This is a genomic window from Nocardia sp. NPDC006982 (genome assembly GCF_042869435.1).
Lineage (GTDB): Bacteria > Actinomycetota > Actinomycetes > Mycobacteriales > Mycobacteriaceae > Nocardia.
Map to the genome: position 1 here is coordinate 1,339,522 of NZ_JBIAFV010000001.1, position 22,056 is coordinate 1,361,577.

The 22,056-nt window shown below is 65.7% G+C and carries 22 protein-coding genes; 9 read left to right on the forward strand and 13 right to left on the reverse strand.

The annotated features are described in order from the left end of the window. Window positions 1-68: 68 nt before the first annotated feature. The 3 genes from ACFYOW_RS05985 to ACFYOW_RS05995 all read right to left on the reverse strand — a co-directional run bounded on the left by ACFYOW_RS05985 (window position 69) and on the right by ACFYOW_RS05995 (window position 2,179). The gene (locus ACFYOW_RS05985; protein ID WP_387284898.1) at window positions 69-659 is read right to left on the reverse strand and encodes a TetR family transcriptional regulator C-terminal domain-containing protein; all 591 of its coding nucleotides are present in this window, start codon (window positions 657-659) and stop codon (window positions 69-71) included. A 49-nt stretch (window positions 660-708) separates the two neighbouring features. After that, window positions 709-1,167: a gamma-glutamylcyclotransferase family protein gene (locus ACFYOW_RS05990; RefSeq protein WP_387284900.1), complete on the reverse strand. Its 459-nt coding sequence runs from the start codon at window positions 1,165-1,167 to the stop codon at window positions 709-711. 166 nt (window positions 1,168-1,333) lie between these two features. Then, window positions 1,334-2,179, reverse strand: coding sequence for an NAD(P)H-binding protein (locus tag ACFYOW_RS05995; RefSeq protein ID WP_387284902.1), 846 nt, complete (start codon window positions 2,177-2,179; stop codon window positions 1,334-1,336). 86 nt (window positions 2,180-2,265) lie between these two features. Between ACFYOW_RS05995 and ACFYOW_RS06000 the strand changes: the two genes are divergently transcribed. Continuing rightward, window positions 2,266-2,700, forward strand: coding sequence for a MarR family winged helix-turn-helix transcriptional regulator (locus ACFYOW_RS06000; RefSeq protein WP_387284904.1), 435 nt, complete (start codon window positions 2,266-2,268; stop codon window positions 2,698-2,700). 10 nt (window positions 2,701-2,710) lie between these two features. On the opposite strand, the gene ACFYOW_RS06005 is transcribed toward ACFYOW_RS06000, so the two are convergent. After that, window positions 2,711-3,625 carry a hydrogen peroxide-inducible genes activator gene (locus ACFYOW_RS06005; protein ID WP_387284906.1) on the reverse strand — a complete coding sequence of 305 codons (915 nt, stop codon included), beginning with the start codon at window positions 3,623-3,625 and terminating at the stop codon, window positions 2,711-2,713. Window positions 3,626-3,739: 114 nt separating this feature from the next. On the opposite strand from ACFYOW_RS06005, the gene ACFYOW_RS06010 reads away from it, so the two are divergent. From ACFYOW_RS06010 to ACFYOW_RS06025, 4 genes are all read left to right on the forward strand, one after another. Further along, entirely contained in the window at window positions 3,740-4,327 is a 588-nt protein-coding gene (locus ACFYOW_RS06010) for a peroxiredoxin (RefSeq protein WP_387284908.1), read from the forward strand. 50 nt (window positions 4,328-4,377) lie between these two features. Further along, complete coding sequence (locus ACFYOW_RS06015; protein WP_387284910.1) at window positions 4,378-4,917, forward strand: carboxymuconolactone decarboxylase family protein; 540 nt, start codon at window positions 4,378-4,380, stop codon at window positions 4,915-4,917. A gap of 134 nt (window positions 4,918-5,051) precedes the next feature. Continuing rightward, window positions 5,052-8,336 (forward strand): DUF4132 domain-containing protein, encoded by a 3,285-nt coding sequence (locus ACFYOW_RS06020; protein ID WP_387284912.1) that lies wholly within the window; start codon window positions 5,052-5,054, stop codon window positions 8,334-8,336. Between the two features lie 42 nt (window positions 8,337-8,378). Then, a complete protein-coding gene (locus ACFYOW_RS06025; protein WP_387284914.1) occupies window positions 8,379-9,080 on the forward strand; it encodes a PhzF family phenazine biosynthesis protein in 702 nt (233 codons plus the stop codon). A gap of 19 nt (window positions 9,081-9,099) precedes the next feature. On the opposite strand, the gene ACFYOW_RS06030 is transcribed toward ACFYOW_RS06025, so the two are convergent. After that, window positions 9,100-9,594, reverse strand: a complete 495-nt coding sequence (locus tag ACFYOW_RS06030) for a MarR family winged helix-turn-helix transcriptional regulator (RefSeq protein ID WP_387284916.1) — start codon at window positions 9,592-9,594, stop codon at window positions 9,100-9,102. 58 nt (window positions 9,595-9,652) lie between these two features. Between ACFYOW_RS06030 and ACFYOW_RS06035 the strand changes: the two genes are divergently transcribed. Next, window positions 9,653-10,594 carry an amidohydrolase family protein gene (locus ACFYOW_RS06035; protein WP_387284918.1) on the forward strand — a complete coding sequence of 314 codons (942 nt, stop codon included), beginning with the start codon at window positions 9,653-9,655 and terminating at the stop codon, window positions 10,592-10,594. A 17-nt stretch (window positions 10,595-10,611) separates the two neighbouring features. Here ACFYOW_RS06035 and ACFYOW_RS06040 read toward each other — a convergent pair whose 3' ends face one another. Continuing rightward, entirely contained in the window at window positions 10,612-11,307 is a 696-nt protein-coding gene (locus tag ACFYOW_RS06040) for a DUF5134 domain-containing protein (RefSeq protein ID WP_387284920.1), read from the reverse strand. 225 nt (window positions 11,308-11,532) lie between these two features. Further along, window positions 11,533-12,570, reverse strand: coding sequence for an AraC family transcriptional regulator ligand-binding domain-containing protein (locus ACFYOW_RS06045; RefSeq protein ID WP_387284922.1), 1,038 nt, complete (start codon window positions 12,568-12,570; stop codon window positions 11,533-11,535). A 188-nt stretch (window positions 12,571-12,758) separates the two neighbouring features. Between ACFYOW_RS06045 and ACFYOW_RS06050 the strand changes: the two genes are divergently transcribed. Further along, window positions 12,759-13,487: an SDR family NAD(P)-dependent oxidoreductase gene (locus ACFYOW_RS06050; protein WP_387284924.1), complete on the forward strand. Its 729-nt coding sequence runs from the start codon at window positions 12,759-12,761 to the stop codon at window positions 13,485-13,487. 4 nt (window positions 13,488-13,491) lie between these two features. Here the strand turns inward: ACFYOW_RS06050 and ACFYOW_RS06055 are convergent, their stop codons facing one another. After that, window positions 13,492-15,135, reverse strand: a complete 1,644-nt coding sequence (locus ACFYOW_RS06055; protein WP_387284926.1) for an acyl-CoA synthetase — start codon at window positions 15,133-15,135, stop codon at window positions 13,492-13,494. A 324-nt stretch (window positions 15,136-15,459) separates the two neighbouring features. On the opposite strand from ACFYOW_RS06055, the gene ACFYOW_RS06060 reads away from it, so the two are divergent. Continuing rightward, entirely contained in the window at window positions 15,460-15,969 is a 510-nt protein-coding gene (locus tag ACFYOW_RS06060) for a GNAT family N-acetyltransferase (RefSeq protein ID WP_387284928.1), read from the forward strand. A 57-nt stretch (window positions 15,970-16,026) separates the two neighbouring features. Here ACFYOW_RS06060 and ACFYOW_RS06065 read toward each other — a convergent pair whose 3' ends face one another. From ACFYOW_RS06065 to ACFYOW_RS06075, 3 genes are read right to left on the reverse strand one after another with little or no spacing between them, the layout of a single operon-like run. Further along, window positions 16,027-17,013, reverse strand: coding sequence for a hypothetical protein (locus ACFYOW_RS06065; protein WP_387284930.1), 987 nt, complete (start codon window positions 17,011-17,013; stop codon window positions 16,027-16,029). Beyond that, complete coding sequence (locus ACFYOW_RS06070; RefSeq protein WP_387284932.1) at window positions 17,000-18,289, reverse strand: hypothetical protein; 1,290 nt, start codon at window positions 18,287-18,289, stop codon at window positions 17,000-17,002. The genes ACFYOW_RS06065 and ACFYOW_RS06070 overlap by 14 nt, the downstream gene beginning before the upstream one ends. After that, a complete protein-coding gene (locus ACFYOW_RS06075; protein ID WP_387284934.1) occupies window positions 18,286-18,609 on the reverse strand; it encodes a hypothetical protein in 324 nt (107 codons plus the stop codon). The genes ACFYOW_RS06070 and ACFYOW_RS06075 overlap by 4 nt, the downstream gene beginning before the upstream one ends. Window positions 18,610-18,975: 366 nt before the next feature. On the opposite strand from ACFYOW_RS06075, the gene ACFYOW_RS06080 reads away from it, so the two are divergent. Further along, window positions 18,976-19,407 carry a L,D-transpeptidase gene (locus ACFYOW_RS06080; RefSeq protein ID WP_387284936.1) on the forward strand — a complete coding sequence of 144 codons (432 nt, stop codon included), beginning with the start codon at window positions 18,976-18,978 and terminating at the stop codon, window positions 19,405-19,407. A gap of 70 nt (window positions 19,408-19,477) precedes the next feature. Here the strand turns inward: ACFYOW_RS06080 and ACFYOW_RS06085 are convergent, their stop codons facing one another. Together ACFYOW_RS06085 and ACFYOW_RS06090 are read right to left on the reverse strand one after the other, a co-directional pair. Continuing rightward, the gene (locus ACFYOW_RS06085; RefSeq protein WP_387284938.1) at window positions 19,478-21,073 is read right to left on the reverse strand and encodes an MDR family MFS transporter; all 1,596 of its coding nucleotides are present in this window, start codon (window positions 21,071-21,073) and stop codon (window positions 19,478-19,480) included. Then, window positions 21,070-21,702 (reverse strand): TetR/AcrR family transcriptional regulator, encoded by a 633-nt coding sequence (locus tag ACFYOW_RS06090; protein ID WP_387284940.1) that lies wholly within the window; start codon window positions 21,700-21,702, stop codon window positions 21,070-21,072. The genes ACFYOW_RS06085 and ACFYOW_RS06090 overlap by 4 nt, the downstream gene beginning before the upstream one ends. Between the last annotated feature and the right edge of the window lie 354 nt (window positions 21,703-22,056).

Here is a 22,056-nt window from a genome sequence, read left to right on the forward strand (position 1 = left end):
ACACTTGCCGATACGACCGGTCGTCTTGGAATAGATATAAGGCCGCCCAAAGCCGCGATACCTACAGGTCAGGGTCGAAAGTAGTCATCCAGCAGTCGGCGCAAACACTTGTGCAGCGGTTCGAGCGAGCGCTGGATCTTCATCCTGATCACCGCGCCCTCCCACGATTCCAGCAGCAGATCAGCCAATTCCGTGGCGTCGATATCGTCGCGAATCGTCCTGAGCTCCTGCGCCCGCCGCAGCGCCGCCGCCACCCCGTCGCGCCAGGAATTCCAGGCCCCTGCCAAGGATTCCCGCAGCAGTTCACTGCCCTCGAGTTCCCCGCCGAGGTTCGCGATCAGGCATCCACCGGTGAACTCCGCCCGCACGAAATCATCCATGAGCCGCCTGAAGAACTCCCGTAACCCGGCGACCGGATCCGGCGAAGTCCCGAGCGCCTCGGCCAAATTCCGCTGCACACACAGCGAATGGTGGTCGATGATCGCCTGCCCGAAACTCTCTTTGCTATCGAAGTAGTTGTAGAACGAACCCTTCGGCACGCCGACCGCATCCAGGATCTGCTTGATACCGGTCCCGTGATAGCCGTTCGTCAGGAACCCGGCAGCGCCCTGCTCCACCAGAAGCTGCCGAGTGTCATCACTGCGTCGGGGTCGCGCCATGGAGTTAATATATGACCGGTCGTCTTGGAATAGCAAATCCGACCTTGATTCAGAGCAGTCGTCGCCATTCGGCGCACCGAGCCACGAACGCACCCAGATGCTCGGCGGCAAAGCGCTCGGCATACCAATCATCCTGCGCGACAACGGAAGTCCATGCATACGTCCACGCCGATATGGCCGGACCGAGTCGAACCCGCCGCAACTCGTACTCGTCATCCTCGAACGCATCCAGCACCGCCCACTCCCCCGCGTCGAGCCCGGACAACACCACACCTCGCGCAATCCCACCCGTGGCGGGTATCAACCCTGGATATACCCGCCCCGGCAGTGCCGCCACCCGCCACCCGGTCAGCTCCGCCGCCACCAATTCCGGACACCGCCCGATCAACTCGACCAGCACCTCCGGAAACTGCAATGTTCCGTAGACGAACAACTGATCGCCGTTGGCGATCGAGCGACCGAGCCGCTGTCCCGGCTCGGTCGACACATCGGCACCCGACTCATCCACTGTGCACCCTTTCCAACTGCCTACCAGCGGAGATTACGCCCAACGATCCGATAGACCCGCGTTGGAACTGGGGGCGGCTACTGGTCCGACAAACAACTCACCGGAAGCGTCGAGGTGGCCGGACGCGCCGACCGAGCCAGAGCATGACCTCACCCGAATAGCGTCCTCACACGAACGCATCGGCGTTGCGGACGCACCAGTCGGCGAACCTACGCGGACTTCTGCCGAGCAGCTCACTCACCGTGTCGGTGCGGAACCCCACCGTATCGGCACGCATCAACTCGAACCCCTCGATGATCGCCGCCGCCAGCGCCGGTGGCGCACCGCCCGGGTAGCGGGATTCCAAGGCCTCCTGCGGCGTGGCCGCCTCGTGCACCTCGATGGCGCGACCGATCGTGCGGGCGATGGTCGCGACTTGTTCTGCGACAGTGTAGGTTTCCGTGCCGGTGAGGGTGTATGTCATACCGCGGTGACCGTCGCGGATGAGGACCTCGGCCGCCACCGCGGCGATATCGGCAGGGTCGATCGGGGCATAGCGACCGGGTCCGGTGGGGTCGAGGACGGCACCGCCGGAGCGGATCGTCTGCGCCCAGGCCAGCGCATTCGTCATGAATCCACCGGGCCGCAGCACGGTCACCGGTATGCCGGATTCAGCGACGATCCGCTCGCGCTCGAGATGCCAACGCCCCATGGCCGGTACCGGATCGCCCATCGCATTGAACGACGACAACTGCACGATATGCCGCACTCCGGCCGCTCGCGCCGCGTTCACCGCATCGACAGTGTGCTCCAGACCGATGCCGGGCACCAGCAGGAACAGTGTGTCGGCACCGTCGAATGCGGGCGCGAGGGTCGCCGGATCGTCCAGATCGCCGACGATGAGCTCACCCCCGCCCGGATCCACGGCTCGAGCCGGATCGCGCACGAGAACACGGAATTCCACACCTCTTGCAGCGAGTTCGCCGACGAGTTCACGACCGATATTTCCGGTGCCACCGGTGACCACTATCATCAGACCTCCACATCACTAGCCGTCTAACGAATCGAAACGCTAGACGGCTAACGATCCATTCGTCAATAGCCAAGGAGATCCGACAGATGCCCGAGTTCCTCGACCTACACGGCCGCAGTTCGAAGGTGCTACGCGCACTCGCGGACCGCGAAATGCGTACGCATGGATTGCATCTGGGTCAGAATTACGTCCTGGCTCTACTGTGGGAGCGGGACGGGCGCACCCCGGGCGAGGTCGCCGCAGCGCTGAACGTCACCACCCCGACGGTGGTCAAAATGGCCACCCGCATGACCGCCGCGGACCTGCTCGAGCGCCGTCGCGACGACCACGACAACCGCCTGGTCCGCCTCTGGCTCACCGATAAGGGCCGCGCCCTTCAAAAGCCGATCGAGGCGCAGCGACAAGCCTTGGAGGACAAGGTGACCGCCGATCTCACCGCCACCGAACGCCGTCACCTCATGAACGCCCTGCGCAAAATCCACAGCACCGCAACCGAACTCCTCGGCGACGCCGCACCCTGATCCCGCGGACTCAATTGACTCCGGGCCGCTGCGACCGAATGATCTCCGCCAGCCGTTCGTAATCGTCCGCGCGCGCCGTTGATGCGCGAAACGCCAGACCGAGCGTGCGCCCCGGAGCGGGGGCGGCGAAATGCGCGGTTTCCAGTGTGCCGCGCGCGGTTTCGGCCGCGACCGCCATCTCCGGAATCAACGTCACCCCGAGACCGCCTGCGACGCACTGGACCACGGTCGCCAGCGAAGCCGCACGAGTATCGCCGACCGCACCCGGATGGGCGTCGGCGGAGCGGCAGAATTCCAGGGTCTGATCACGCAGACAGTGGCCCTCGTCGAGCAGCAGCAGCGGCAGCGCGTCCAAGGTGGCGGGTGCGATATCGGTGCGGCCGGCCAGCGCGTGACCGCGCGGAGTCACCAGGACGAATTCCTCGGTGTACAACGGGATCTCGACGAGGCCGGGCGCTTCGGTCGGCAGCGCGAGCAGCGCGACATCCAGGACGCCGGTGCGCAATCCCTCCAGCAGCCGGGCGGTTTGGTCCTCGACCACCTGAGGATTCAAAGCGGGCAATACCTTGCGCAATTCGGGTAGCAGATCCGGCAGCACATACGGGGCAACCGTCGGGATGATGCCGATCCGCAGGGTGCCGCCCAGGCTGTCACCCGTCGCCGAAGCGACGAATCGATCGGCCGCCTCTAGGGTCGCCGTCGCCTGCGGCAACAGCCGCATACCCGCGGCGGTGACGAGCACCCGCCGGGTACTGCGCTCGATCAGCTGCAGCCCGAGCCCGTGTTCCAATGCGGCTAATGCCTGCGATAACGTGGGCTGGCTCACACTCAGCCGCGCGGCCGCGGTGCCGAAGTGGCGGTACTCCGCGACCGCTACGAACGCACGCAGCTGCGACAGGGTCGGCTGATAAGTCTGATCAGTCACGCCTATCAGTGTAGTGCGACTGATCACGTTTACCTTTCACCGGCCTTTGGGCAAGATCACCAGTGAGCTTTTCGATCCACTCGCTCTAGCAAACCGACTGACGAGGAGACAAGCATGGCTTTGCTGACCATCGGCGACCAGTTCCCGGCATACAACCTCACCGCGGTGATCGGCGGTGACCTGTCGAAGGTCGACGCTCAGCAGCCTGACGACTATTTCACCCGCATCACCTCCGACGATCACGCCGGCAAGTGGCGCATCGTCTTCTTCTGGCCCAAGGACTTCACCTTCGTGTGCCCGACCGAGATCGCCGCCTTCGGCAAGCTCAACGAGGAATTCGAGGACCGCGACGCGCAGGTGCTCGGCGCCTCGGTCGACAACGAGTTCGTGCACTTCCAGTGGCGCGCCCAGCACGAGGATCTCAAGACCCTCCCGTTCCCGATGCTGAGCGACCTCAAGCGTGAATTGGCCTCCGCCACCGGCGTTCTCAATGCCGACGGCGCCGCCGACCGCGCCACCTTCATCATCGACCCGAACAACGAGATCCAGTTCGTCTCGGTGACCGCGGGTTCGGTCGGCCGCAATGTCGACGAGGTGCTGCGCGTGCTCGACGCACTGCAGTCCGACGAGCTGTGCGCCTGCAACTGGAAGAAGGGCGACCCGACCATCAACGCGGGCGAACTGCTCGCCGCGAGCGTCTGAGCATTATCCGAACCACCTGAAAACCCCTGAACGAGAAGAGGATTCGCCGAATGAGCATTGAGACCCTGAAGAACTCCCTTCCCGAGTACGCAAAGGACCTCAAGCTCAATCTGTCGTCCATCGCACGCACCACCGTGCTGAACGAACAGCAGCTGTGGGGCACACTGCTCGCGTCGGCGGCCGCGACCCGGTCGGCGACAACACTGCGGGAAATCGCCGAGGAAGCCGCGGACAATCTGTCCGCGGCGGCCTACAACGCCGCACTCGGCGCCGCCTCGATCATGGGCATGAACAATGTGTTCTACCGGGGCAAAACGTTTCTGGAGGGCCGCTACGACGATCTGCGTGCCGGTCTGCGGATGAACATCATCGGCAACCCGGGTGTCGACAAGGCCGATTTCGAGCTGTGGTCGTTCGCGGTCTCCTCGATCAACGGCTGTGCGCACTGCCTGGAGGCGCACGAGAAGACGCTGCGCGAGGCAGGCGTCTCGCGTGAGGTGATCTTCGAATCGCTGCGCGCGGCCGCGATCGTCGCCGGAGTCGGCCAGGCCGTGCAATCCACGGAGACGCTGGCCACCGCCGCGGTCTGATATCTCGCCGGAAACATGCAACGGCCCCGTCCGAATGGACGGGGTCGTTGCCGTTTCCGCGTCGACCGACACGTGTCGGAGCGGCTCGCTAGCCTGTCCGCGATACGCACCTCGTGAACAAGGGAGCAGGGCCGATGGCTGTCCGCACGCCGCCGACCGATGAGGACATCTGGGTGGTACCCGCCGCTTGGTGGTCGAAAACCGATCCCTTTCGCGGCCGATGGCCCGCACGCAACGGTGCCGTGAATGCGGCTGCGGCACAGACCGTCTCCGACAAGTTGGCGCAGTCCGCGGATCGGACCCGCGTCATCCTGAGCCACTCCGGCTCGCACAAGGTGCTCGCCGAGCGGGGTGCGCAATATCTGGAAGATCGGCGTGCCGACCCACTCGGCGCGGCCGTGTGCGCCGCGATCGGCATGGACGCGAAGCTTTGGGATGCCGATGCCCTCGGCCGCTACTACGACGACCACGCGGATCTGGCCGATTATCTGGTCGCGACCCACGGTCTCGGCTGTGCCGTGGCGACCGTGGCCGCCCTCACCGGCATCCACGCGGAAGCATCCGATACCTGGGCCGGGCAATCGAATCGCGTTCTGGTGTCGAGTCCCTGCGATCCGCCCGCCACCCTGGTCCGGCGACTACGCACCCTGCTGGCCGCCACCGGGGAGATGGACTACGCCGATGCCGTCGACCAGGCACGGCAGCTGCGTCGCGGGCCGCTCGCGATCCGGTTGCTCACCTCATACCTGTTCCCCACCGAACAGGACTGGGTCACAACCGATCTCGCAGACCCGAAACTCACCGACAGCTTCGGATCGATATTCCTGCTCGCCTCGGTGACCGACTCGGCGCACGCGCACCGCATCCTCGATCTGCTCGGCTGGCACTGGCATCTGCTGCGCGACAACAAATCGCTGATCTACAGTGTCGCAGCACATCTCGGCCCCGACGCCACTTCAGTACTGACTCGACTGTGGGAGGCGGGTCAGGGCAACAGCTCCGCCCCGGGGCCGGAAACCCTGTCGCGCATGCTCGCCCGCCTCCCAACTGACGAAGCGATGGACTTCCTGGCCAGGCATTCGTGGCGCAATGTGAGCGCCGCGGCACTGCTCGCCTCGACCGAACGGTTTCCATCTCGTGCCATGCGTGTGCTCGGTGCGCGGACCACCCGGCAGGAGAACGCCGCCGACTTCTGCCTGCACGTCCGCCGCCATCCCGAACGCGCCGTCGCCATGCGCGACGAACTGCCCGAATCCGCACAGCTGTTGATCACCGAGAGTCTGCCCGAAGAGCAGACGGTCGATACAACTCCCGCCCAACTCGTTCCCGCGATCCTCAGCACACCGCCATGGCAACGACCTCGTCGCAGGCCTGCTTCCGCCGTAGCGCTCGAAGTTCCTGCGGGCGTTGCTATTTCGTGGCGTGACGACGGCGAACGGCAGAAATGGCTCGACAGCGTCGGCACGCTGTCCGAGGACGAGATACGCGAGCGGCTGGAGCGCATTCCGCCGGGCAATGACTTTCTCAACGACTGGACACTGCACGCACTCGCCCAGGTCGACTTCGCGATCGCGGAACCGTATCTGCGCACCAGCACCGTGGGCTGGGGACTCTGGTCGGCCACTCCCCTGCTCGCACTCGCGGCAAAACACGGTGCCGCTACGCACGACCTGGTCATCGACACCGTCACGAAGCGACCGCGCGACCACGCCGCGGCGATCGCCCCTTTCGAAAGCCCGGCCGTCGCCGAACTGGTCGTGGACTGGCTGCGTATGCGCTCGCGCCGCCGCATCGCGCTGGACTGGTTGCGCCGCCATCCCGCCTACGCCGCGACCGCGTTCATGCCGGGAGCGATCGGCAAGGCACGCAAGGCAAGACGCACGCATGCCACGGCTCTGCGCACCCTCGTCACACTCGGCCACACCGATGCCATTATTGATGCGGCCGCTGCATATGACGCCACCGCGCCGGTGCGCGAATTGCTCGATACCGATCCCGCCGAGATCGTGCCCGCGCGGATTCCCGTTCTCCCGCAATGGTTGTCGATGTCGGAGCTGCCCGCGATCGGGCTGAAGGGCGGCCACGCGCTGCCGCCCAAGGCGGTCGCGAATCTCGTTACGTTGATGATGCTGTCGGAACCCGGAGCGCCACATGCCGCGCTGGCACGGGTTCGCGAAGACTGCGACGCGGCGAGTCTGGCCGCCGCGGCCGGAGCGATCCACAGCCAGTGGACCAGGGCGGGCGCGCCGTCGAAGGACACCTGGGTCTGGGAAGTGCTGGCTGCCTTCGGAAATGACGAGACCGTCGACGAGCTGCTGCCGAATATCCTATGGAGCGGGGCCAAGGACAATGCGCTCGACACCCTCGCCGCCATCGGTACCGACCACGCATTGTCGGCGCTGATCACCTTGAACGAGAAGGGCCGAAAGGCGGCGGTCCGGGATGCGGCGCAGATCCGGGTCGCCGATGTCGCGGACGAGTTGGGTTTGAGCGAGGATCAACTCGCCGACCGCCTGGTTCCCGATCTCGGGCTGCGCCCCGACGGTACGGCGCTGCTGGACTTCGGGCCGCGCCAATTCGTGCTCGGCTTCGATGAACAGCTGCGCCCCACCATTACCGGTACCGACGGCACCCGCTACAAGGCACTGCCGAAGGCCGGAATTCGCGACGACGAGCACTCGGTCGCCGATGCGACCGCGAGCTATCGCTCGATCCGCAAGTCGGTCAAGAAGTTCGCGGCCGATCAGATCCGGCGGCTCGAACGCGCCATGGTCACCGAACGCCGCTTCACCCTGGACGAACTACGCACCCTGTTCATCGCACATCCGGTGCGCATCAACGTGACTCGCCGCCTGATCTGGGCAACATACTGCGACGACCAGGTTCTCGACTCGTTCCGCATCGCCGAGGACAACACCTTCGCCGACGCCGATGACGCCACACTCGAAGTCGCCGAGGATGCCGTCATAGGTATCGCCCATCCTCTCCACCTGGGCGCCGAAATGACCGTCGCCTGGGCCGATGTGCTCGCCGATTACGAACTCCTGCAACCATTTCCACAGATCGGCCGGGAGGTGCACCATCCGGACCCGGAACTGCTCGCCAGTTCCTCCGTGCCGATTCCGGCGAATACCACTATTCCCCTCGGCCGTATCCACGGCCTGACCAACCGCGGCTGGAATCCACCCGAACGGGGCGACGGCGGTCGCATCGATACCTTCGACAAGCGGCTCCCCGACGACCGGGTTCTCAGTATCGGGATCGATCCGGGCATGGAGCCGTTCGAACCGGTCGCTCCCGTGCACGAGCTCAGGTACGCCGCGCTCGCGGGCCGCAATGGCCCCACCTTCGCCGACCTCGGCCCGGTGACCGTGTCGGAAATCCTGCGTGACCTCGCCTGGCTCTGCGGCCCGCGTTGACAGCACTTCCTGGACCTTTTGAGGGCCGGTAGGCTCGCGAACATGGGCACACACGGTGAACCAGAGGCCATCGGTACGCGGGTCGAGGTCGTGCGCGTTTTCACGGACCCGACCGGTCGAGGCGGCAACGAGCTCGGCATCGCTCGGGCCGCCGATGTCGCTGAGGTCGACCACCAGGCGCTGGCGGCGAAGGCGGGGTACAGCGAGACCGTCGTTGTCGAGGATCCCGTCGAGGAGGTCGCCAAGGTGCGGATCTACACCCCCGCGGTGGAGTTGCCCTTCGCCGGGCATCCGTCGGTGGGCACCGCGTGGTGGTTCGCCGAGCAGGGCAGGCCGGTGCGGATTCTGCAGGTGTCGGCGGGTCCAGTCGCCGTCGAACTCTCCGACGGCATGGTCTGGATCAGGGCACGCGGCGAATGGGCCCCGGACTTCACCTTTCACCAGCTCGACGACCTCGACGAGCTGGCGAATCTGCGCCCCGACGATTTCGACAGCGGCTCGCACTACCTCTGGACCTGGACCGACGAGCACCGCGGTGCCCTGCGCTCGCGCATGTTCGCCCCCGCCATGGGCGTACCCGAGGACGAAGCCACCGGAGCCGCCGCCGTCGCCCTCACCGCCCTGCTACGCCGCGGCCTGATCATCACCCAGGGCAAGGGCTCGCAGATCTTCACCGAATGGGACTCCGACGGTTGGGTCCGACTCGGCGGCCGCGTGGTCGCCGACTCGGTCGTCAACCTGTAGACCGCGAGTATCCAACGACCTATTCCGGCGGCCGCGGATGGCGGTCGGAATCGGAGACGAGTTCGCCGAGGCGGCGCAGCAGCCTGACGAGCTGGACCCGCTCACTGGGCATGAACGCCGCGTAGGCGCGCAGCTGGCGCTCGCGCAGCCGGGTCCGGAGCAAGGCGAGCCGCTCGGCGCCGTCGTCGGTGAGGCTCACCAGTACTCGCCGCTCGTCCTCCGGGGATCGGCGTCGCACGACGACGCCCTTCGCCTCCAGTTGCTGCAACATGCGGGTGGCGGTGGGCACGCTGACCTCTGCGTTGCGCGCCAATCGTCCCACCGGGATGTCCGCCTCCCCGGCCAGCGGTTCCAGGAGTGCGACCTGGGCCAGCGAAAGTCCACCGATCTGCTCGGCACCCACCGAACGGGCCCGCCGCATGGCGACGAACAGCGCGTCGGCCGCCTGCGCGATCTCCTCCCCTGTCACGTCGGCATCCGTCGCGATCTGCTGGACATTGCCCGTATTTGCCACGCCTGCTAGCCTAGCATCACAATAATTAGCAAGCTAAATATTAGTAAGCGAGCGAAAAATGGCCTCTCCATCCCGGATCGACGTCCACCAGCACCTCATCCCGCCTGCCTACCGGGAAGCAATGGACCGTCATGGGGAGACGGCGGGAGGTTGGCCCACACCCGCCTGGGATGCCGAGAGTGCGATCGCGATGATGGACCGCCGGTCGATCACGACCGGCATCCTCTCGATCAGCTCACCGGGCACCCACTTCGGCGACGACGCGGAGGCCCGCACGATCACCCGCGACATCAACGAGTACAGCGCGGAGCTGACCAAGGACCGGCCCGACCGCTTCGGCTTCTTCGCGAATCTCCCGCTACCGGACGTCGACGGCGCGATCGCCGAAACCTCCTACGCGCTGGACGAACTGCACGCCGACGGTGTGGTGCTGCTGTCCAACTACTACGGCCGCTACCTCGGCCACAAGGAGTTCGAGCCGCTCTGGGCCGAGCTCGACGCTCGCGCCGCGGTGGTTTTCATCCATCCCACTGCCCCGCCGATGCCGATGCTGGAGGGCATGCCGAGTCCCCTGCTGGACTTCCCTTTCGACACCACCCGCACCGCCGTCCATATGACGCTCAACGGCGTGATGAGCCGACACACCCGGATGAGGGTGATCCTCTCGCACGCGGGCGGCTTCCTGCCTTACGCCGCCTGGCGGTTCACCGGAGGCGCCCAGTTCAACCCCGGCACAACACCCATGGGCATTCTGACGGACCTGCAGCGCTTCTACTTCGACACCGCACTGTCCACCACGCCGTCCGCCTTACCCTCCCTGCTGGCCTTCGCCGCGCCCGGACACATCTGCTACGGCAGCGACTTTCCGTTCGCCCCGGAGGGGAGCGGTGATCTCCTCGACTCTCTACTGGAGAGCTACGAGGGCTTCGAACCCGGCCAGCTCGACGCGATCAATCGCGGTAGCGCCGAGGCCCTGTTCCCTCGTCTCGCAGCCGCCTGATCAGACATCGGGTCGGCCTACCCGCAGACGGCGGCGATCAGCATGTAGGCCGTGCCGAGGTCCATGACGATATGCGGCACGATCGCGGATGTCAGTGCGCGGGTGACGAAGGAAGCCGACTGCTGCGGACCGGTTCGGATGTCGATCGGGTGGCCGAGCCAACGCCGGCAACGGCCGGTACTCGCCGCGACGAGCAAGGCGAGCGCATCGGCGGTGAACAGCGCGGTCAGTGTCAGCGCCGGTCCGGGGGCCGACCCGTCGCCGTGCATGCCCGCACTGTGTCCCGCGATCGAGTACAGCATGGCGGCCGCGACGGCGATGTGATATCCGACGGCGATGACGCGATCGTCGGGTAGCACGCGAGTCATATTGCGCCACTGCATAATTCGAACTACCAGCAGGGCCGCGAAGACGATGATGAGCGCGATCAGCACACCGCGCAGCACGACCGGATCCGCTCCCATCGGAAAGATCAGCATCGCAAGCATGACCATGCACATGATCAGATGGGCGGCATCGGACTCGTGACATGCCGCCGCATTCATGCCGGGCGAATCTGCTTGCAGGCGAATGGGTTCGGCCCTACCGACGCCGTCCGGCGCCGCCAATCGCCCGAGCACCACTGCGGCCGCGAAAACAAACGCCACCACCACCGACCACCGCAAGGCGGCATACTCCTGCGCGAACTCCACCACACCCACCTCCCGACCCATGTCCTCCCCTCCATGCTCGCACCCCCGACACCTCACCCGCCGCCCTTTCCCCACAGCCACACCCCTCCTCTTCCTGCACACTCCTTACGACGCGGACCCCGAGGCACCAGCTGGACGAATGATCACGTGGAAACCACGGCGGCAAAACGCGAGAACCCCATGCCACCAGTTCCACCTGATCTTGCTCGCCCGCGGCGAAATGGCGTGGCGGCCAAGGAATGCGGCCTAGTGTGCGACGCTGGGGCGGAGGCGATCGGTGGCGGCGCGGGCGAAGCGGCCCGGTGAGATGCCGCGCCATTGTTTGAAGGCGTTGGAGAAGCTCGGGGCGCCGGAATAGCCCATGCGGTAGGCGACATCCTCGACGGTGAGACCAGTGGTGAGCAGTTCCTCCGCGAGGGTGCCATAGGTTTCGACGCACAGTCGGCGGTAGGAGGTGCCCTCGTCAGCCAGTCGGCGTCGCATTGTGCGCAGGCTCATGTGCAGGCGTTCGGCCACATCCTCCTGGGTGATGCGCCCGTTCATCTGATGCAGCAGCACCTCGCGCACCGAACCGGCGAGGCCCTGCTGCAAACCTCGGCGCTGCAGCAGATCGGCGCACTGTTCCTCGAACATCAGCGCGGTGAGCGGGCTGGCATTGGGCATCGGTCGATCGATATCGGTGGCATCGAAAACCGCGAGCTGGAGCTCCAGGGATTCGATGCTGGGAATCTCGAATTGCTCCAGTATCGGCCGCATTCGAGACAACAGCCCACCGGCGACCTCGGCCCGCACCACCGGCGGCGGCACCCCGAACACCAGATACCAGTTGTAGAGCAGGGCCGCCACATCTCGTTCGGCCAGGAAGGCGCGCACATCTGCGGGCAGATCCCGATCGTCGCCGTAGAGCCAGATCTCGTCGCCGTGATAGACGTGCCAGGCCCGCGCGAACGAGGTCATCATGCTGAAGTAGCGCATCGCGACATCGATGGCCGAACGCATGGTCGGACTGCTCAACACCGCCATACCGAGTACGCCGTGGGTGGTGATGCGCGTGCGCATACCCGCCTCGAAGCCCAGTCCCGGTTGGTCGTCGAGCAAAGTGACGAGATTGCGGACGAGTAGAAGTTCCTGTGCCGCAGTGATCTCCGCGCCGGGCGTTTTCAACACCACCGGATCGATGCCGGTGCCGCACAGGAGGTCCGCGCGCGTCAGATTGTGATCATCGGCGAGCTCGGCCAGGATCGCCGCATTCGCCACCGACCGCCGCCACTCCCATGAGGCCACCAATACATCGTGAGCGCTGCTGGCCGATACTCGCAAGGTTTTGGCCGAACGGCGTATATACCAAGCGAGTTCGGCTCGAGCTGACCGGTATGCGCAATCTCATGACCCGATATCGCATGGCGACCGCACTATCGCATACCTACCGTCATAGCTATCGTCGAGCGAAGACCAAGGTAGGCGAGAACAACATGCCGAGACAGACCCTTGTCGGCACGCGCGTCGCGATTACTGGCGGCACCTATGGTATCGGCAAGGAGGCCGCACTGGCCTTCCTGTCCGTCGGTGCCGATGTGGCGATCGGTGACGCGGACATCGGCAAAGTGCTTGCAATCACCGCCCAGCTCAACCGGATTCATGGGCCCGACGCCGTCGGCCTCCCTGTCGAGGTCACCGACAGCGTGCGTTTCGCCGAATTCCTGGCGACCGCCGAGCGCAGGCTGGGCGGTCTCGATGTCGTGGTGAATGCCGCCGATATCGAACCAACCGGTTCGTTTCTGGCCGAGTTCGATCACGAATCGGATCGGCAGATCGATATCAATCTCCGTGCGGTGATCACCGGATCCCGGCTCGCCGGAATGCGTTTCGTCGAACAGGGCCACGGACACATCGTCAATATCGGTTCCGCCATCGGCGTCACGGCCGCACTCGGCGCCGCGGTGTACTCCGCGACAAAGCACGCGGTGGTCGGACTCGGCACCGCACTGCATCGCGGACTCGCCGAACAGGGCGTATTGGTCAGCACCATCGCGCCCGGTTACGCACCCGATCCGGAGGCGGTGGCGGACGCGATCGTCGACTGTGTCGAGCACCGGCGCGGCGGACTGGTGGTGGTGCCGCCGACGGGGTGGTTCCGTACCGCGATGCCGGATCCGGCGCAGTTGCGTCATACGATGCGACGGATGCTCGGCAGTATGTGAGCCGTCAGGCCGGGAGCTCCCGCAGGACCCGTTTGAGTACTTTTCCGGTGGGGTTGCGTGGGAGTTCGTCGACGAACAGCACGTCACGCGGGACCTTGAAGCGGGCCAGATGCGTCTTCACGTGCTCGCGCACCTCGTCCCCGGTGAGCGAATGCCCTTCGCGGACAACGACTACCGCGCGCAGGCGCTGACCGTATCGATCGTCGGGCACCCCGAATGCACTGACCTCCGCCACGGCCGGATGTGCGGCGAGCAGTTCCTCGACCTCGCCCGGAAAGACGTTCTCGCCGCCGGAGACGATCATGTCGTCATCGCGTCCGTCGATGAAAAGTCTTCCGGCACTGTCGAAATGACCGACATCGCCGGTGGACATCAGCCGTCCGATGCGTGCCTTGTCACCACCGCCGGTGTAGCCCTCGAATTGGTAGTTGTTGCCGACGAAGATGCGGCCGGTAGTGCCGGGACTCACCTCTCGGTCGTTGTCGTCGAAGATCTTCACGGTGGTACTCGGCACCGGAGAGCCGACGCAGCCGGGTTCGACCGCCAGGTCCGCGGGTGTCGCAATAGTCGCGTAGGCCACCTCGGTGGATCCGTACACGTTGTACACCACCGGCCCGAATGCCTCGGTCACCCGTATGCACAGATCCGCACCCAGCTGCGAGCCCGCGACGAAGATGATCCGCAACCGCGAAAGATCGTGCCCGGCAAAAGCTTTCGGCCCGGCGTCGACAAGCCGCCGCAGCATCACCGGCACCGCGACCATGGCCGTGGCACCGTGGCGGTCCAGACTGTCCAGCACCTCCTGGGGATCGAAGCGCCGCCGGATCACCAGCGTCGAACCGAAGCCGACCGCGAGGACAGCGTGCGCGAATCCGAGCGTATGAAACAGTGGCGCAGGGCATTCGGTGATTTCTCGGGCACGGAACGGCACCTTGCCGAGGATGGCGCCCAGCGGCGACAGTGAGGCAGGCTCGCTGCTGCGCGGCGCACCTTTCGGGGTGCCGGTCGTCCCGCTGGTCAGCAGAATGATGCGAGGGGCGGTGCGCGGCCTACGCGGTGGTGTGCGCGCCGCACCCGCGATCAGATTGTCGATGGTGTCGACACCCGGTTTATCGGCCCAGGCGCGGTAGCGTCCCCGGCGCGGCGTGAAATCGCCGAGCATACTCGCGTACTCGTCGTCGAAGATCAGCAGATCGGCGCCCTCGCGGGTCACCACCTCGCGCAATTGCGGCGCCGCGAAATCGGTATTGAGCAGGATGATTCGCGCACCGCATTTCGCGGCGGCAAAGACCGCGTAGTGGAAGCCGCGGTGGTTGCGCGCCAGGATGGCGACACCTTCGCCGTCACGCAGTCCGCGCGCCCGCCAGGCATTCGCGAGCGCGGTGCTGCGCTCATCGAGTTCACGAAAACTGACGCGGCCGAGTTCATCGATGATGGCGGCGCGATCCCGATAGCGCAGGGCGGCAATCGTTGTCAGCCCGCCGAGCAGTCCGGAGCGCAGCACCGCGGCACCCATGAGGGCGAGCCGATCCGGGCGTTCGGGGGTCGCGAGTCCGGCACGCACTGTCAACGCGGCGTAGTAGGTCTCATCGGCGGCCCGGCGCGCCGCAGCCGCGGCCAGCGCCCCGACCTTGTTCGCAAACTTCATGATTCGATCCTGACGCGAATCTCGCCGAACCGCTCGCCGACCCGAATCCCCTCGGCCGCAGTCGATTCTGACACCGCGGCCGTGCGGCCGATTCGTCTGAACGCGGCATCGCGCCCTGCTCGACTGACGACGGCGCCCGCGGGCACCGGCAGTCGCCGCGGTCCAGTCAGCGCACGATCCGCGCACGGTGCGTACTTCTCGAGTATCGGCATCGTTGGCCATCTAGGTGAGGGCGAGTGCCCTCACAGTAAAGGGTCTCCGGCGGATTCGTCGAGGACCGACCCAGACAGCAGGTCCGATGCCGGCGCAATCCATGATGGACGGATGTCCAGCGATATCGGCCACCACCTACGAACGCCAACCGCACCGGCTGCCGTGCTGCGGATCGTCGTCGATGATCTGTCCGGTACCGAAGTCGCTGCCCTGCTCACCCAGCATCTGGCCGAGATGTACGACAACTCGCCCGAAGACAGCGTGCACGCCCTGGACCTGGATGCCCTGCGTGCACCGAACGTCACCTTCTGGAGTGCCTGGGAGGACGACGAACTCGCTGGTTGCGGCGCACTCAAACAACTCGACCCGACCCACGGCGAGATCAAGTCGATGCGCACCGCCACCGACCGCACCGGCCGCGGCATCGCCTCGGGCCTGCTGAACCATCTCATCGCCGAGGCCCGCGCACGCAACTACCAGCGACTCAGCCTGGAGACCGGAGCCTCGGACTACTTCGCCCCCGCACAGCGGCTCTACGCCCGCCACGGATTCGAGATCTGCGCACCCTTCGCCGACTACGTCGAGGATCCACACAGCGTCTTCATGACGCGCACCCTCTGATTCCACGCGTCGGAGAGCAGACCTTCAGCACCCATCGAAGCCTGGTGGATCGGACCGTCAACCCGCGTTGATCGCGGTGATCAGCGTGCGATTGCCCGCCGTTCGCGTCGTGATGATCTGTGTGAAGGTCTGCGGCTGCTCGCCCGGACGCTGCTGGGTCAGCCGGACCTCCCAGTGCGCATCCCCCGCATCGCTGCCCGCGCGGGTGATCTGCACGCAGTAGAGGGTGCCGATCGGCACCTGGTTGATTCCGCGTTGAATCTGGTCGGCGGCGGGCACATTCGCATCATTGGCGACTACGCCGCGCGCGGCGAATCCGGAACGCTGCACATAGTAGGCACGTTCGAACGCGAGGATCGCCGAGGGCCCATCGCTGGTGCCGCCGGGATCGGTGCCGGAGATGACATCACCGGTGCGCCGCTGTTCGCAGCCCGGGGTGGCGACCGCGGACGGTTGGTCACCAGGTGCCGTGGTCGCTGGGGCGCGCCCACCAGTCCCCTGGGCGGCCGCTCGTGTTGTCCTCGCGGCCGGTCGCTTGTGATCGCCCGAGCCGCCGAAGACGAACATCAGCACCGAGACCACCGCCAACGCCACACCGAGCATGATCAGTACCGCGACGACTCGGTTGCCGCCACCGTTCGGTTGCGGATCGCGACGGCGCGGCGGATGCCGCAGTGCCGGACCGGGATTGCCACCGGACCGATCGATGATCGTCGGTACGACGGAACTCGTCTCCGCCGGTAGCTCGGACTCGGCTTCGACCGCGCGCGTCGGAGGCCGACTGCGATTCGCCTCCGGTGGCGCCGCCGCTGGGCGCTGCGGTTCGAGCCACTCCTGCCAATCCCCGGCCGGCCGAGGACGGCGCGGCCGCTCGGGTGGATCGAGCGCATCGGCCAGCGGTGTCCGGGGCCGGCCCGAACCGCGGCGTGCGTTCGGACGGCGGCGCCGCTTCGGGGCCGCAGCGGCAGGCCGGACCATGGGCAGCCCGGTGTCGAACGGATTGCCCTGGTTCTGGCTCGAGGAGCCGGAATCAGAGCTCGTCATCGTCGAATTCGCCGATCACCGCAGGCGGGACGGTCGCCAATACGGTCGGCACGGTGACACCGAGTTGACCGTCGCGCGGTCGGCGGTCCTCATCCGACTGCGACGACGGCGGCATCGCCAGACCACCGGTGGTGCCGGGTTGATTCGTCGGTTCCGGCCCGGAAGGGCGCGACGGCGGCGCGTCCGCGCTCGCGGCCGGTGCCTGCGGCGCCGGTGCGGGCGCGGGTTTCGTCGCGGTCGGGCCGTCCATGCTCGGCGGGATCACCGAGTTGGTTCCGATATTCGGCGCGGACTTGGACGACTGCCCTGATCCACCACCGAAGTCGATGACATTCGTGGGCTTGCTCGCGCTGTCACCGCCCGTGGGCGAATTCGTGGTGCTGCCCGGATGGATGAGTTCGGGAATCGCCTTATCGATCACCTTATCCGCGGACGCGGCCACGGTATCCATGGCGTGCGTGCCGACCTCGGCGATCTTATCGATCAGGTGGGTGCCGATATTGACCCCGGCATCGATGGCCGCGGTGCCGACCGAAACGCCCGCGTTGATCAGGTACTGCTGCAACTGGAGCTGGGCCGCCTGCACCGGATCCAGTGGCGTCGTCGTGGTCACGCCCGCGGTGGTCACGCCGTTCGTCGTACCCGGCACGACCGTCTGCTGGGTGGTGCCGACACCTTGCGGTGTGGTCACCGTGAGCGGGCCCATCGCATCCAACCGCGCAGTGTGGTCATCCATTTCCGACTGCGCCGTGCTGACCGCGGTGACCGCGTCGCGCAGCGCCTGGGTCGCTCGCGCGATCACCGCGTCGGAATCCGAGGACGCGCTCGCGGTGCTCATGATCTGCTTGGCGTCGCGACGGAAGTCCGCGATGATCTGATCCACCTTCTGCGCGGCGCGGGCGCTGGTGGCATGGGCATCGCCGAGCACCGACAGGTACTCGGGTCCGCGATCGGTGATATCACCGATCTGAGTTTGCGTGGTGCGCAATGCCGGAACGGCATCGTCGGCGGCGCGGGAGGTCCATGTCGATTCGAGGGCGTGCAGGCCCTCGCGGTGTGGGCCCTCGGCATCGGCGGCCTGGGTGGACGCGGTGGACAGCGCGTTGACGACGGACTGGTCCGGAGTAGCGACGCCGCTGCCGAGCGACGCGCGCAATTGCAGCAGCGGCTCTACCAATGCCGCAACGATCGGCGGATCCACATTCGGATCGATAGGCGTGGCGGCAGGAGTATCGGCCGCGTTGTTCGTGGGCCGCCGTCGAAGCAGTCGTCTCATGGCAGCGCCTCTCCTTGCCGGGCAAGGGCGCCCGCGGAATCGACATCGATACCCTGCATGTCCGCGCTGTAGTCGCGCAGCACCTGCCCGTAGGCGGCGACCAGTTGCCCTGCGGTCGAGAGCGCCTGCACGTGTTCGTCCACCTTCTCGGTGAACCGGGCCACGAATCCGGCACCGACCTGACCGAGGTCGGCCACCAGCCGCTCGGGATTCACCGCGCCACCCGCGACCGCCGACGCGGAGGCCAGCTGTTGCGACACCGTATTCGCGATCGTGGTGTAGGCGGCCATCGCCGCCGGGTCGAGCTTCAGCGCGTCCACTGTTCCCCCTTAATACGGAAACCAATCTGTCGCGTCACATTTCGACACTTCGAGCGTACTTGGGACCCGGGCAATGCGCGCGCGGATCCTTTCGTTCCGCTGGAGTCTATGCCGCCGGATCCGTCGCTTATGCCGACACCGGTCCGCTTCCGCAGAGACCGAGGTCGAATGCGGAAACGATCACTTTCACCTCGCGCCGGTTCTATGCTTGTCGCGACGGAGTTGGTCCCATCATCACCCTGGCGATCCCCGCACAGGGTGCCGGCAAGGGTTAGAGGGGTCATAAGCGTGAAGAACAGCAAACGTTTTCGAAACTGGTCGGTCAGATCCGCTTTACTCGTCGGTGCCGTTTCCGCAGGTCTCCTGATGGCGGGGACGGCACAGGCCGAACCGTTGTGGCCCGGTGGACCGGATATCGGCTCACCGGCGATAATCCCGCCGGTTCCGATCGTCGCACCGTGTGGCACCACCGCACGCATGTGCATGCGGCTCTCGACGAACGAGGCCTGGCTGATGGACAACGGCAAGGTCACCTACGGTCCGACCCCGATCTCACACGGTCGGCCCGGGTATGAGACGCCGCCCGGCGTCTTCAAGGTCGCGTTCAAGCGGGAAGACTTCTGGAGCACCATGCACAACGCTCCGATGAAGTGGGCGGTCTTCTTCAACGGCGATATCGCCACCCATATCGGCCCCATCGAGGAGCAGTCGCACGGCTGCATCCGGATGACTCCCGAGGGCGCCGAAGCGACATACCGCTATCTCAACCCCGGCGACGTGGTCGAAGTCGTACCGTGACAACGGATTTGCGCATGGAAGGGCCCGGGCGAATTCCGCCCAGGCCTTTCTCATGTCCTCCTCGCCTGCCTCAGTGTTCGCCGACGAGCTGCGGATCCGCGTCTTCTTCCATGACCGCCTCGCCGCGGGCGACCATGCCCGCTTCATCGGATAGCTTCATATGGGGAATGAACAGCGCGAGCACGAAGGCGATTACCGCGCCCGGGATCAGGTACCAGAAGCCGGGGACCAAGGCGTCCACGTAGGCGCCGACGATGGCGTCGTGTAAGCCGTCGGGTAGATGCTTGACCACCGAGGGCACCAGCGCGCTCGGATCCAGCTTCGCCGCTGCGGCTTCGGGCCCGTGGGAGACGAATACATCGGTGAGGCCCTCGGTCAAACGGTTGGTGAAGATGGAGCCGAAAATCGCCACGCCCAGTGCGCCGCCCATTTCGCGGAAATAGTTGTTGGCGCTGGTGGCGGTGCCGATTTGGTCGGGGGCCACCGCGTTCTGCACGACCAGGACGATGATCTGCATGATCAGACCTAGGCCCGCGCCCATGACGAACAGCATGGCGGAGACGACCCACATCGCGGTGTCCGCGTCCAGGCGGGTCAACCAGAGCATGTCCGCGAACATCAAAACCGCGCCGAGGGGCGGATAGAGCTTGTAGCGGCCGGTTTTGGTGATCATCGTCATCGAGGCGATCAATGCGATCATCAGACCGACCATCATCGGAATCAGCAGCAGACCGGATACCGAAGCCGAAGCGCCCGTTGCCATTTGGAGATAGGTCGGGATGAAGGCGAGGGCGGCGAACATCACCAGTCCGACCACGAAGCCGATCGCGGAGGTGAGCACGAAGGTGCGATTGCGGAACAACCACAGCGGCAGCATCGGCTCCTCCGCGCGCGCCTCCACGAGCACGAAGGCAGCGACCACCACGACGAATGCCGCGATCATGGTGACCATGACCGTTGAGCCCCAAGCGTATTGCTTGCCGCCCCAGTCGGTGATCAGGATCAGCAACGTGGTCGCGGCCGACATCAACACCACACCGAGATAGTCGGGCCGGGTCTTGGGCCGGCGGCTGGGGATGCTCAGGTAGCGGAAGGCGATGAACAGTGCCGCAATTCCGATCGGCACATTGATCCAGAAGCACCAGCGCCAGCCGAGATGGTCGGCGAAGAAGCCGCCGAGCAGCGGACCCGCGACCGAGGTGATGCCGAAGACCGCGCCCATCGGGGCCATATATTTGCCGCGATCCTTGGCGGGCACCACATCGGCGATGATGGCCTGCGCCAGAATCATCAGACCACCACCGCCGACGCCCTGCAGGCCGCGGAAGGTGATGAACTCCCAGAAGCTCGTCGACGCGGCGGCGCCGATGGAGGCCACGGTGAAAATCGTGATGGCGAACAGGAACGGCCAGCGCCGCCCGAACAGATCGCCGAATTTGCCGTAGATCGGCATCATGATGGTGGTCGCGAGCAGATATGACGTTGCGGTCCAAGCCATATGGGAGATGCCGCCCAGATCGCCGACGATGGTCGGCATCGCGGTGCCGACGATGGTCTGGTCCAGGCTGGCCAGGAACATCCCGGCGATCAGTGCGCCGAAGATGAGCCAGATCCGCTTCTGGGTCAGGACAATCGGCTCAGGCGGCGATTCAGCTGTGATGGTCATCTCTTGCGTCTCTCCTTCTTCCCGTCATGCTGTTCGAACAGCCGCGCGGCCATTGCGCAGTGTTCGCGTACTGCCGCCGCCAGCGATACGGTCGGATCCCCGACCGTGGTCATCGCTGCCCGCGTGGTGATGTTCGTCATGAATCCCGCTGCCAGGCCGGCGAATTCGGGCGATACGGCACTGCCGAGCCGAGCCGAGAGCAGGTCGGTCATCACGCTCTGCAAGCGGGCGCCCGAGGCGACGAAGGCCGCGAGCACCCGCGGCTCGGTCTTGATGATCTCGGTAACCAGCGCGATGCCCTCGCGCACCTCGGTTTCGGATTCGAAGCCGTGCACGAACAACCAGGTGAGATCGTCCATCAGCACGCCACTCGGCCCGCCCGCGATGAACTGCTCGCGCAACTCCGGTGTGCCGATCTCGCCGACCGGCCCTACTACCGCATCCATTTTCGTCTCGTAGTAGTTGAAGAACGTGCGGGGCGAGACCCCGACCGCTCTCGCGATGTCCTCGACGGTCGTCGCGTCCAGCCCGCGCTCGACCGCGAGCCGACGCGCGGCGAGGCACAGATCGAGCTCGGTCTGGCGTTTCTTCTGCTCCCGCAACCCGATCGGGCGCTCGACCTTGGACATGTCCGCCAAAGTAGCACAAACTGCAATTTTTCAGAAACTGCAAGTTCAGGAGTGTGCTGCGGCTCCGCGCGACCGAACGACTCCGGCCCAGCCGGCCGCGAATGACCCACCGCCATCCGAAAGCGAATGACCAGCTACGCGCAACCCGAGCGAGCGTCGTCCCACGAACCAGCCCGATGCGCGAATCTCCTTGGCAGGGAGGAGAATTAGCATACCCCTCCGAGTCGAGTTAACTCCGATATAACTCAAGATTCATCGACTTGATACCGGATTTTCGATAGTGTGGATATTGCCTACAGCGAGGTGGGATTTCGAGAACTCACGTCGGTCGGGGGGAATAACGCCCGTAGGAGA